Source organism: Flavicella sp. IMCC45537 (genome assembly GCF_057197705.1).
This window is the reverse complement of record NZ_CM170067.1, coordinates 3,324,850-3,337,926: the sequence shown is the minus strand read 5'-3', so window position 1 is coordinate 3,337,926 and position 13,077 is coordinate 3,324,850. Positions and strand designations below refer to the sequence as shown.

Sequence of the window (13,077 nt, the reverse complement as noted above, 5' to 3'; positions counted from 1 at the left end):
CCAATAGGTTGCTGTTTTATTTAATAAAACTCACAATATATGAGTCATGTAAAAGCTTTTAGTCTATTTACTGAATTTGATATTAATTTATTCAAAGCCGGTAAGCATTATAGACTATATGAAAAATTTGGTGCACATCCTGCAGAAGTAGACGGTGTGGAAGGAATTTATTTTGCCGTTTGGGCCCCTTCTGCAAACCATGTTTACGTAGTTGGAGAATTCAATTTTTGGGACTCTAAAGACCACCTCTTAAATGTAAGATGGGATGGTTCAGGAATTTGGGAAGGTTTCATTCCTGGCCTTAAAATGGGTGTTCAATACAAATACAAAATTCACAGTAACAACAACGGAATTATTACTGAAAAGGCGGATCCTTACGCATTCTCTTGTGAAGAACCACCGAGAACTGCTTCTGTAGCCTATGATATTGAAAATTACAAATGGAAGGACAAAGATTGGCTTTCCTATAGAAAAGATAAAAATGGACTTGACAAACCTTACGCAGTTTTAGAAGTACATCTAGGATCATGGATGTACAATGTTGAGGAAAACAGACCCTTATCGTATATAGAATTAGCTGATAAATTAGTCAGCTACCTTAAAGAAATGGAATATACTCATGTTGAGTTTATGCCGATAATGGAATACCCATATGATCCTTCTTGGGGCTATCAATTGGTTGGATATTTTGCGCCCACCTCTAGATTTGGTTCTCCTAAAGATTTTATGTTTTTAGTAGATCAACTGCATCAAAATGATATTGGTGTAATCTTAGATTGGGTACCTTCTCATTTTCCTTCTGATGATCATGGACTTGGATTTTTCGATGGTTCTCATTTATATGAACATCCAGACAGAAGAAAAGGATATCATCAAGATTGGAAAAGTTTGATTTTCAATTACGGAAGAAATGAAATAAGATCATTCTTAATTAGTAATGCTATTTTTTGGCTAGATAAGTATCATATTGATGGATTACGTGTTGATGCTGTTGCTTCTATGCTATATCTTGATTATTCAAGAGAAGATGGTGAATGGGAACCTAACATGTATGGTGGAAGAGAAAACCTAGATGCTATTTCATTCTTGAAAGACTTCAATACTGAAGTTTACGCTAGTTTTGAAGGTGTACAAACTATCGCTGAAGAATCTACAGCATTCCCAATGGTCACAAAACCAGAAAACTTAGGTGGACTTGGTTTTGGGATGAAATGGATGATGGGTTGGATGCATGATACTTTAGAGTACTTCCAAGAAGACCCAATTAACAGAAGATACCACCATAACAAGATTACTTTTAGTTTGGCATATGCGTTTACAGAAAATTTCATGCTGCCATTATCTCATGATGAAGTGGTTTATGGTAAACACTCCATTTTAGGTAGAATGCCTGGTGACAAGTGGCAAAAACTTGCTAATTTACGTCTATTATACGGATATATGTATGCACACCCAGGAGCAAACCTAATGTTTATGGGTAGTGAATTTGGACAAGAAAACGAATGGGCTTTTGACAATAGTTTAGATTGGAATTTACTAGAAGATCCACAACATGCCAAAATGAAGGATTTTGTAAAAGAGCTAAATAAAATTTACAAAAAGACCCCTGCATTTTATGAAAAAGCTTTCGGAATAGAAGGATTCGAATGGATCAACTATGAAAACTTTGAAGATTCTATCATTTCGTTTATTCGCAAAGGACACGACGAAAAAAATGATATTGTGGTCGTCTGTAACTTCACGCCAGTCCCAAGAGAAAATCATCTTTTAGGAATCCATAAACCAGGTAATCTAGTTGAAATTTTAAATAGTGATGACAAAAAGTTTGGAGGTAGTGGCGTTAAAAATCCAAAGAAAATAAAAATCGGTAAAGAGCCATGGAATTTTAAATCTAATTCTGCAAAAATTACTATCCCACCATTGGGAGTAGTTTTCTTTAAAATCGCCAAATAAAACCTGCTATTTCACATTCTTTTAATTGCTGAAAAACAATCAAAATTAGAGTGTGAAATAGTAATTTTGAGTATCGAATTCTTAACAATAAAACAATGTTAAATTCGAACTAAATTTAACTACTTCTTTTATTTTTTTAAGTAGTTTTGCAACTTATTAAATTACTAGTAATTATGATTTTAAATACTCAACTAGAATACAAAGGGGATCTATTTCCTGCGAATATTATAGACTATAAAAAAGATGTAGACGTACTACATTTTTCTACATCAAACAATGTAATATTACAACTTACGGTACTTCGTGATAGTGTATTGCGTTTTAGATATACAACTGTTGGTAAATTCGATAATGATTTTTCATATGCTATTGCAAATGATGCCAATACAGGTTACAACCATTTAGAAATTTCTGATGACGACGAAAAGTACATCATCACAACTTCGAAGTTAATATGTCACATTCATAAAAGTGATTTACGTAAATCGATTTTTGACGTAAACGACAATACTTTAATTTGTGAAGACGAAAAAGGATTTCATTGGGAAGAAAGCTATGAACTAGGTGGTGATATCGTTAAAATGAGTAAAACAGCTCAAAATAGCGAGAGTTACTATGGTTTAGGTGATAAGCCTCAACACATTAACTTAAAAGGAAGACGTTTTGAAAACTGGGCAACAGATTCATATGCTTTTGGTAAAGATACAGACCCTATTTACAAAGCCATTCCATTTTATACTGGACTGCACAGCGGAAAATCTTATGGTATTTTCTTTGACAATACTTTTAGAACATACTTTGACTTTTGCCATGAAAGAAGAAATGTTACAAGTTTTTGGGCACAGGGAGGTGAAATGAACTATTACTTCATTTATGGTCCTGATATGAACGACGTTGTAACAAGTTATACAGATTTAACAGGAACACCTGAATTACCTCCTTTATGGGCCTTGGGATACCACCAATGTAAATGGAGTTATTATCCTGAATCTAACGTTAAAGAGATAACTCAAAAATTTAGAGATTTAAAAATTCCATGTGATGCCATTTATTTAGACATCGATTACATGGAAGGATTTAGATGTTTTACCTGGAGTAAAGATTATTTCCCAGATCCTAAGCGTATGGTTAAAGAACTAGCCGATGATGGATTTAAAACGGTTGTAATTATTGATCCAGGTATCAAAATCGATAATGAATATAGCGTATTTAAAGAAGCCTTAGATAAAGATTACTTCTGTAAACGAGCTGATGGACCTTATATGAAAGGTAAAGTATGGCCTGGAGAATGTTATTTCCCAGATTTCACAAGACCTGAAGTAAGAGAATGGTGGGCTGGACTTTTTAAAGAACTAATAGAAGATATTGGTGTTAAAGGTGTATGGAATGACATGAACGAACCTGCTGTTATGGACGTTCCTGGTAAAACTTTCCCTTCAGATGTTAGACATGATTATGATGGAAATCCTTGTAGTCATAACAAAGCGCACAACATTTATGGTATGCAGATGGCGAGAGCAACATACCATGGGTTGAAAAAATTCAACTACCCAAAAAGACCGTTTGTAATTACACGTTCTGCCTATTCAGGAACGCAGCGTTACACATCTACTTGGATGGGAGATAACGTGGCTACTTGGGAGCATTTACAAATTGCAAACATACAAGCACAACGCTTAGCCCTTTCAGGTTTCTCTTTCGCTGGTTCTGATATTGGAGGTTTTGCCGAACAACCAAATGGTGAACTATATGCACGTTGGATTCAACTAGGAGCTTTCCACCCTTTCTGTAGAACACACTCATCTGGGGATCATGGTGATCAAGAACCATGGGCTTTTGATGAAGAAATCACAGATGTAGTTCGTAAATTTATTGAAATTAGATATGAGTTATTACCTTACTTATATACTTCTTTCTACAAATACTCTGAACTGAAAGAACCTATGTTAAAATCATTGGTTTTATTTGACCAAGAAGATACACAAACACACTATAGAATAGATGAATTTATTTGTGGTGACAAAATTTTAGTTTGTCCAATCAACGAACCAAACGCTACAGGAAGAAGAATGTATATTCCGAGAGGTGAATGGTATAACAAATGGTCTAAAGAAGTAGTTTCAGGAGGAAAAGAAACATGGGTAGATGCTGATTTACACCACATGCCAATTTTTATTAAAGCAGGAGCTGTAATACCTAAGTATCCAGTTCAACAATATGTTGGTGAAAAAGAAATTACTGAAATGACTTTAGACGTTTACTTCAAAAACGGTAAAGAAGAATCAGATCTTTTTGAAGATGCAAATGATGGATATGACTACACTAAAGGTCGTTATAGTTTAAGACATTTTAAATTGATAGGAAGTGATAATAAATTAACCTTGAGACAGCATAAACAAGGAAAATATACTACGACCTATGAAACTTTTAAAATCAATTTATTTGGGTTACCATTTGATGTAAAATCGATTAAAATTGACAATGAGGAAGTTTCCTTAGAAGACGTTCAGTTTGAGAACAGAACTTTAATTGTTTCAAAAGAATTTACAAATATTCAAATTATTGGATAATAACATTCTAGCAAAGAAAAAGCCATCTAATTCAATTAGATGGCTTTTTTTTATATAATTCAATTTATTATATCTCATGCATAAGTTTGTTAGAAAGCTCAGTTGCAATGATATATTTAGAAAGTACTGCATCCACTATTAATTGAGTTCTATCAGGATAAACCACTTCAACCACCTTTCCTTTTTTTACCCATTTTTTTATTTTTGAGATATTTTTTTTCTTTAATTTTTTTAATACCGGGACTCCAATATCCTTTAAACTAGCTGCATTAAAATGTTGTTCTAATTGACCTTTCATTGGAATCACTAACAACTTCTTTTTAAGGTATAACGCCTCTGCTGGGGTTTCAAATCCTGCTCCACAAACAACACCGATACTAGATGCAATACTATTTTCAAAATTTTTACTATCAATAGGTCTAATCACTACATTACGTTTTTTATAATGTGTTTTACAATGTTTTGAAAAAACCTCCCAAGTAACCCCTTTAATTTCTGAAAGTACCGCGATGATTTTTGCATCGCTATAAGAAGGTAAATAAACCGTATAATGCTTATCAACTGTTGGCTGAATTTCTCTTATCGCCCTTCTAATAATTGGTAAATAAATACTAGAATCGTATTTCTTGAAATGGAAGCCAAAATTTTGAATGGAGGGAGCGTAGTATTTTAAAATCAACGAACCAATAAAATCCCTATAACCAGGTTGTGGCACTAAATCAGATAGCAATGCACTTTGATGACTTAAAGAAATACAATTGACTCCTCTTAATTTGCACGCCCATGCAGAAATAGGTTCAAAATCATTTACTACCAAGTCATATTCATGAACAGGACAATCTTTAATTTCTGCATAGACACTTCTAATACTGTTACTAGCAATCGTACTATACACATCTACTCCTCCCTTTTTACCAAAAATAAAGCTAAGACCTTTGAAATTATACTTAACATCAAAAGGCAATGTAATATCAGCTTGTGTTCCACTCACTAAAATATCTACTTCTACCCTAGACCTTAGTGCTGGAATTACTTCCTTAGCTCTACTTAAGTGACCGTTTCCTGTTCCTTGAATCGCATATAATATCTTCATAGTAACTATAGATTAAACTCCTTTAACAATCCTTCAAACAATTCCTTTGTAGTTTGATCAGAGGTATCATATAACTCTAATTCGTGTTGCTCTTTTGTTTGGACAAAATCCGTAGGGTTATATTTGAATAATCTCCATTCAGCATCAGTATATTCAAGTGATGTTAAATTTTCGATCCAATCACCTGAATTTAAGTACAAGGTCTCATTGCCTTTATCATCCGAAAACTCCTTCATCAATGGTTGATGTATATGGCCGCAAACAACATATTCATATCCTTTTTCCATAGCAATATCTGTTACAGTTTTTTCAAAATTATTGATGAACTTTACAGCACCTTTTACTTTATCTTTTATGCGTTTGGAAAGTGACAATTTTTCCTTTCCAAAAAACTCGCAACACCTATTTACGACATAATTAATCATAATCAATAGATCATACCCTACAGCTCCTAATTTAGCCAACCACTTAGAATGCTCCATCGTTACATCAAAAACATCTCCATGAAAAAACCAAGCTTTCTTTCCATCTAACTCCAATACTAATTTGTTTTGGATAGACAGTTTTCCCATTGAAAATCCAGCAAACCTTCTTAACATTTCATCATGATTACCAGTAATATAAACTACTTCTACGCCATTGGAAACCCAACTAAAAATATGTTTGATAATCTTCATATTTGATTTTGGGAAATAGCTCTTTTTGAATTGCCATATATCAATAATATCTCCATTCAATATAACCTTCTTAGGTTTGATACTTTTCAAATATTGTAACAACTCCTTAGCGTTGCAACCAAATGTGCCTAAATGGATATCTGATAATACTAATATATCGATCCTTCTTTTCTTTTTTTTCACCATACACTCTTTTGTTTCAAGTATGTTTAACAGTACAAATTAATAACAAAGAGATTATCTAAGTGTTTGATTTTCATAAACAAAACATTAAAAATGTAAAATAATTGTAAAATATTTTTTATTTATGACGAACGGTCATTATATTTGTGACATGAAAAGAAAGATATATAGGGAAGATATTTTAAAAGCAGGCAAGGATCTCATGTTCTTGAACGGCTACAATGCTACCGGAATCAAAGAGATTACCGATAGTATTAAAATACCTAAAGGATCTTTTTACAATCATTTTAGTAGCAAAGAAGCTTTTGGACTTGAAGTGATACAGAATTATACAGATGGTGGTGTTCAATGGCATAAACGATCTTTACAACTTAGTGACAAAAGTCCTTTAGACGCACTTAAGTCTATGTATACAAATATGATTGATAGCTTTGTTTCAAAAAACGAGTACGACAAAGGCTGCATGCTCAGCAATTTTTCTGCAGAACTAGCTGATACAAATGAAAAATTTCGAGAAATTATGGACAAACAATTCGATGAAATGGAATCGATCATTGTTGATACTATAAAACGAGCCCAAAACCTGGGTGAAGTTTCTAAAGTGATCCATGCGGATAGCGCTGGAGCATTTATTATCAATAGTTGGCACGGTGCCTTAGTAAGAATGAAATCTACTGCTTCCAAAAAACCTCTAAATGATTTTTATACCTCAATTTTTGACAACCTTTTAAGAAAATAATTTTTTTTACCCTTTATATGACGAACGGTCATCATAAACAAATAATAACTAAAAACTAACATCATGAAAACAACAATTAAAAAAACAATCGTACTTCTTATCTCTATTTTGTCATTTACAACATTTGCACAAAAAAAAGTTAGATCCTTTACCATAAAAAGAATAATTCCTGCCGACATTGAATCTGTATGGAAAGTAGTAGGAGATGATTTTGGAGCAATTGCGAATTCACATCCTAAAATTGTGAGTTCGAATTACAATCAAGGAAGCATTACCTATGGAGGTGAAGGAGCCGTAAGAGTATGCAATCTGAATGAGAAGGGAACAAAATACATTCAAGAAAAACAACTCAATTTTGACCCCAAAAATCACAGCTTTACGGTACAAATTCTACATACCGAAGGTATTCCTTTAGATCCAACTTATACCAAAGCAACCTACACTGTTCACACTATTAATGCAACTACTTCTGAAATCGAATTTAAAATGGATTATAGAACCAACCCCGCTTTCCTTGGCGCTTTGGCCAAAGGAAAATTTAAAAAGGGAATTGACGACTATTTGATAGCCGTAGAACATTACACCACCACCGGAGAAAAGGTCAACAAGGATAATTTTAAACAAATAAAAAAGAAATATTCAACCTCTAAATAAATTTAATTATGTTACAGAAACCTATTCAATTGAGAATTGTCTTTATCCTAAACGCAATCTTAGCACTTTTACCTTTCGTGTTTTATTATGTTTTTACCTCTAAAAATATAAGTATCGATGGATTGAAACCTATTTATTTCATATACACTGGCATCGGATATATTTCCAGTTTTATATTAATGGTATACTCAATACTAAATAAAAAAATAATTCTTTTTAGAACCGTTTTTTTAATTACAATCCTTATCTCATTGCCTACGAGGGCATATATAGGAATCGTCTTTGCGATAATATCTATTCTTCTATCCTTTCACAAAAAAACACAAACTTATTTAAATTCTTAATATGGAACTTTCAAACAAAAATATACTGGTCATAGGTGCAAACGGAGGTTTAGCCTTGGAAACTATCAAAGCTTTAATAAGACAAGGTGCAACAAAAATTACTTTGGGTTGTAGAACTTTAGAAAAAGCACAACAAACCAAAGATCTTTTGCTCTCAGCAGCAAAAGAAAGTCAAAATATAGAATTATTACCAATTGGTGGGTTTGATATGTTGGATAAAAACTCAATAGAAAAAACCATTGCAAATCTTCCAAGAACAAAATATGATGTGATATTTTTGGCGGCAGGCGGAATCATCATCGATACAGAATATCCTACAATAAAGATCCAGGGTACTAAGATTGAAAAAACGAGTTTCCAAAATTTATTCGGAGCTCATATAGTGCTAAACAATCTGATCGAACAAAAATTAATTGCAGACAAAGCAAGAGTTGTTTATGCCGGAGGAGAAGGTGCAAGAGGAATACCTGGAATGATACAAAAACCTACATTCAACAGTATTCTTGAATTTAAAGAGTACCTACAGGGTCGTTCTAAAGCTACCTACAATCCAATGAATGCTATTGGAGTATCAAAGTTATTAGGAGCTATTTGGACTATTAAAATATCGGAAATTAAAAACAGAAATTTTGACATTTTATGGTTCTCCCCTGGATTGACATATGGTACGAACGGATTATCCAAAATGACTCCAATAAAAAGATGGGCTATGGAGAAAGTCGGGTTTGGTCTCATGCGCCTGATTAGAAAAGCACAAAGTCCTGCAGATGGAGCCGAAAAATTTGTCAAAGCATTGGATGGCGCAGTTGGAACAAATGGTGATGTTCTGGGTGCTCCAGAAAAACAAACTTTAGGTAAAATAACAAACCAAAAGCCAATGAATTCGGCCATCACAGATCGTGAATTACAGGATGAACTTTGGAAGTTTCTCGAAGATAGTACAGGTTCGTTCTCACTTTCCTAAGCTGCGATTATTTTAAACACAGTCACAACTAAAAGTATCATCGGAATGGAAAGGGGAAAGTTCTGTATCGATTCTGTAAATTTTTTCAATAGGAATTTCTAAACCACTTTCTAACAATAAAATTTCATTGTCGGAGTTTTTATTCAAAACTCTGACAACTGAATCTTTAATTTTTATTTTATTCTTGTCATCGTCAAAATAAACAATCTCATTGATCGGATTCATTTGAGCTTCGTATAATAAAATAGATGAATATTTAGAGTTTGTCTGCATCTTAAATAGTTGTGAAGTTTTTACTAATAGCTTGGTCGTAAATTATTCCTAAACTATCATGTATTGAATTGAGGCTAATTAATTTTCGTTGAAAATCTTTTTCTTGATTAAAGAACCAGATTCCAAGTGTACATGAACAATAAAAATATTTGATTCCTGAAGCTTTTTTATTTTAATATTTAAATTTTTCTTGGCTTTATTTGTTTTGTACATTATTTTCCCATTCATGTCAAACACCTTAATTGTTACAATTTCTTTATAGGAACGGACTTTCAAGATATTTCTTTTCAAATATATCTTTACTTTTTCATTAGAGGCAGCGTCCTGTTTCTTTTTATTCCCTATTTCCAACAAAAAACGATCTGAATAAGAACCTACCAGATCCACATTAAAAACGTAAGGAGATTTTTTCAGGTTGTGACTGATATTCAATTCTTTATCTACCAACACAATTTTTTGCTCATCAAAAATTCCATACAACTGTTCAATATCAATTATATGCTCTCCAGTTTGATCCGTTTCAAAGCTAAGATTTAATTCATCGTAGGTAACGAATTTATTTTTTCCTTGAATTGCATAAGTTTCATTTTCCAAAAGTGTATTGATCCATAAGCCAGATCCTCCAATGGTTCTTTTTGCATCATACAGGCGGTCTAGTCCATCACTTGCTTTTGATTCGTAACCAAACAAAGTTTGATTAAACTTAACCCCAGCAGTAATATTAAGCCATAACCTGTCTTCTTTAGGACTTGTTTTTTTTGAGCTCGATTTGTAGAATAGACTATTCTGTCCGTTTGTTGCTATTCTCATATCATTCGTAAATGTTATGGAACCTTCTGCAATTGCTTGGGCGAAAAAACCTTGTCCGGAAGCAATATTTCCATCAGGAGCTGTACACCCCGAACAGGTTCCTATTCCTCCCATACCATTCCAATATACATAATCATCCACAACATTATCACCCGCCGTATCATCACTATTATGGGTCCAGAAATATAAGGTTCCTCCTAAATTCGTGTTAGCAGTTAAGAATGCATCCGCATCTAAGGCTGAAGGATAGGGATTCCCTATTAAATGTGCATCATTCGTATCATCGGCATCATCTGAGTAATATAAACTCACAGAAATATCCCCATTATTAAAGGCTGATCCTGTAAATGCAGCTGAATGTTGCAATGGATAAGTACCGGAACTAGGACCAGTTGCAGCATACCCTAACCCAGGATTCATCATGGAACCAGAACTTTCAGCAGACCAATTTTGTGAACTGCTATCAAAACTATAATACAAATGGGTATCCACCGCCTCTAACAAAGTAGAGCTCGTTAATGGAGATGACCAATAGGTATACTCGCCTTTAGAATCTAAATTGGTAGTTTGTCTATTCACAGTATATCCTACTCCAGAACACGTTCCATCCTTAATAACTTGAATCAATGCAGCATCGTCTTCAACTACAATATCCCCAAGGTTATCAATACTATTTTCTACCTTTATTAAGTCCCCAGAATTAATGGTTAATGTACGTGCACTTCTAATTTCTAATTCGTTGCAAGAAAATTCTCCTTCTGTTGCTGTATCGTAATTACTTCTAATTCTAGTTAACCAATAATCAATCGGGTCTCCACCAAATTCCCAGGTGCCTGTCCATTTTATACTAGAGGTTAATGACCTAGTATAATCTTGTACTGTATTGTTACTTCTTTTCCATTTAGTATCATCACAAATATTTGTTAGTAAATGTGCAATCGTACCTTTTCTATCAGCAGATACGCCATTATATTTAATATTATCTCTTTCATTTATAGCTACGGCAGTTTCCCCGTTCACCAGCCCAAGTGGCAGTGCTGAAGTATTTTCCGAAGTTGCATCGGATTGCCATACTGCAGACCCTTCGTTATTAACAGCGAACAGGAATACTTCTGATCCTCCTTGCATTTGATATACCAAAAGTTGATCACCATCAGTACTCAATGAGACATTTGTTAAAGTAAACTCTATCACATCACCTGCCTTAATATTTGATGCTGCCGTCCAAACATCTTCACCTTCTCCGGTACGGAAAGTATCATCACTCTTCCAACCATTGTCCGTAAAAGTAATGGTGGTACCCTGTTCCATCGCTGATAGCGCAACGAACTTTGTTACCTGAGGACTTCCGTCAGAATTCATCTGCAAAATGGCAATGTCACCAGCTGTTAGCTCCGTTTGAGAAAACGCAATAGTAAGGGTGAATAATAAAATAAATGTCCAATTTTTTTTCATAATGTTATTATTTTCCATAAAAACCTAGTACTAAGGTACTAGGTTTTTCTAATATATTCTAAATGCATAAATTATCCTCCAAAATCATCAAAACGTACATTCTCAGGTGGTACACCAAAATCATCACACATTTTAACAACCGCTTGGTTCATCATAGGCGGACCACAGAAGTAAAACTCAATATCTTCTGGTGCTTCATGATCATTCAAATAATTATCTATCAATGCTTGGTGAACGAAACCTACGAATCCATCACCTTCATCATTAACATCCTTTTTAACTTTCCAATTATCTTCTTCTAATGGTTCAGATAATACTAATTGCATTTTAAAATTAGGGAATTGCTTCTCTAACGCTTCAAAATAGTGCAAGTAGAACAATTCACGCTTAGAACGTCCACCATACCAGTAAGACACTTTACGACCCGTTTTCATTGTATGGAATAACTCATATAAGTGAGATCTCATTGGTGCCATTCCGGCTCCACCTCCTACATATACCATTTCGGCATCTGAATCATTGATAAAGAACTCTCCATAAGGACCTGAAATTGTAACCTCATCACCAACTTTACAGTTAAATATATAAGATGATGCAATTCCTGGGTTTACATCCATCCATCCACCTTTCGCTCTATCAAAAGGAGGACAAGCTACACGCACATTCAACATAATGTTACGTCCCTCTGCAGGGTAAGAAGCCATTGAGTATGCTCTTTCTATGGTTTCTGTATTCTTCATTACCAATGGCCAAAGCTTAAACTTCTCCCACTCTTCTTGAAATTTATCAGGTTCACCTGGGTGATCCTGCGGGTGAGCGGTGATATCCATATCAGAATACTTCACTTCCGTTTTTGGAATTTCAATTTGGATATAACCACCCGCCTTGTAATCCATATCTTCTGGAATCTCAACAACAAACTCCTTGATAAAAGAAGCTACATTATAGTTAGAAACTACTTTTGCTTTCCATTTCTTAATTCCAAAAATCTCTTCTGGAATAGAAATATCCATATCATTCTTTACTTTTACCTGACAACCTAAACGTGCCCCACTTGCTAACTCTTTACGAGTAAAATGCGGTGTTTCTGTAGGCAAAGCTTCTCCACCACCAGAATGTACGTGGCATTCACATTGGATACAAGTTCCACCTCCACCACAAGCTGATGGTAAAAATATTTTTTCTGCTCCTAAAGTACCTAATAAGGTTCCTCCAGTTTCTACTTCAATTGTTTTCTCTCCGTTGATCGTTATTTTAACCTTTCCAGAAGGAAGTAATTTTGCCTTTGCAGCCAACAAAACAGCTGTTAAAATTAAAATTACAATTAAAAAAACGATAATACTTACTACTATAGTCATGTGT

The 13,077-nt window shown here is 34.0% G+C and carries 10 protein-coding genes; 5 read left to right on the top strand and 5 right to left on the bottom strand.

From position 1 onward, the window contains the following. Window positions 1-39 precede the first annotated feature (39 nt). The gene (gene glgB / locus AC2DGP_RS13470) at window positions 40-1,953 is read left to right on the top strand and encodes a 1,4-alpha-glucan branching protein GlgB (RefSeq protein WP_484490585.1); all 1,914 of its coding nucleotides are present in this window, start codon (window positions 40-42) and stop codon (window positions 1,951-1,953) included. A gap of 173 nt (window positions 1,954-2,126) precedes the next feature. After that, window positions 2,127-4,523 carry a glycoside hydrolase family 31 protein gene (locus tag AC2DGP_RS13465; protein WP_484490584.1) on the top strand — a complete coding sequence of 799 codons (2,397 nt, stop codon included), beginning with the start codon at window positions 2,127-2,129 and terminating at the stop codon, window positions 4,521-4,523. A 67-nt stretch (window positions 4,524-4,590) separates the two neighbouring features. Here AC2DGP_RS13465 and AC2DGP_RS13460 read toward each other — a convergent pair whose 3' ends face one another. Beyond that, window positions 4,591-5,616, bottom strand: a complete 1,026-nt coding sequence (locus AC2DGP_RS13460; RefSeq protein WP_484490583.1) for a glycosyltransferase family protein — start codon at window positions 5,614-5,616, stop codon at window positions 4,591-4,593. Window positions 5,617-5,621: 5 nt separating this feature from the next. Then, window positions 5,622-6,479 carry a UDP-2,3-diacylglucosamine diphosphatase gene (locus AC2DGP_RS13455; RefSeq protein WP_484490582.1) on the bottom strand — a complete coding sequence of 286 codons (858 nt, stop codon included), beginning with the start codon at window positions 6,477-6,479 and terminating at the stop codon, window positions 5,622-5,624. Window positions 6,480-6,627: 148 nt separating this feature from the next. On the opposite strand from AC2DGP_RS13455, the gene AC2DGP_RS13450 reads away from it, so the two are divergent. From AC2DGP_RS13450 to AC2DGP_RS13440, 3 genes are all read left to right on the top strand, one after another. Continuing rightward, window positions 6,628-7,215, top strand: coding sequence for a TetR/AcrR family transcriptional regulator (locus AC2DGP_RS13450; protein WP_484490581.1), 588 nt, complete (start codon window positions 6,628-6,630; stop codon window positions 7,213-7,215). Between the two features lie 63 nt (window positions 7,216-7,278). Then, window positions 7,279-7,869 (top strand): SRPBCC family protein, encoded by a 591-nt coding sequence (locus tag AC2DGP_RS13445; protein ID WP_484490580.1) that lies wholly within the window; start codon window positions 7,279-7,281, stop codon window positions 7,867-7,869. A gap of 345 nt (window positions 7,870-8,214) precedes the next feature. Then, window positions 8,215-9,177 (top strand): KR domain-containing protein, encoded by a 963-nt coding sequence (locus AC2DGP_RS13440; RefSeq protein ID WP_484490579.1) that lies wholly within the window; start codon window positions 8,215-8,217, stop codon window positions 9,175-9,177. A gap of 12 nt (window positions 9,178-9,189) precedes the next feature. On the opposite strand, the gene AC2DGP_RS13435 is transcribed toward AC2DGP_RS13440, so the two are convergent. The 3 genes from AC2DGP_RS13435 to nqrF form a co-directional block, all read right to left on the bottom strand. After that, entirely contained in the window at window positions 9,190-9,450 is a 261-nt protein-coding gene (locus tag AC2DGP_RS13435) for a hypothetical protein (protein ID WP_484490578.1), read from the bottom strand. A 78-nt stretch (window positions 9,451-9,528) separates the two neighbouring features. Next, complete coding sequence (locus tag AC2DGP_RS13430) at window positions 9,529-11,715, bottom strand: hypothetical protein (RefSeq protein WP_484490577.1); 2,187 nt, start codon at window positions 11,713-11,715, stop codon at window positions 9,529-9,531. Window positions 11,716-11,786: 71 nt separating this feature from the next. Continuing rightward, window positions 11,787-13,073 (bottom strand): NADH:ubiquinone reductase (Na(+)-transporting) subunit F, encoded by a 1,287-nt coding sequence (nqrF, locus tag AC2DGP_RS13425; protein WP_484490576.1) that lies wholly within the window; start codon window positions 13,071-13,073, stop codon window positions 11,787-11,789. Window positions 13,074-13,077: the final 4 nt, after the last annotated feature.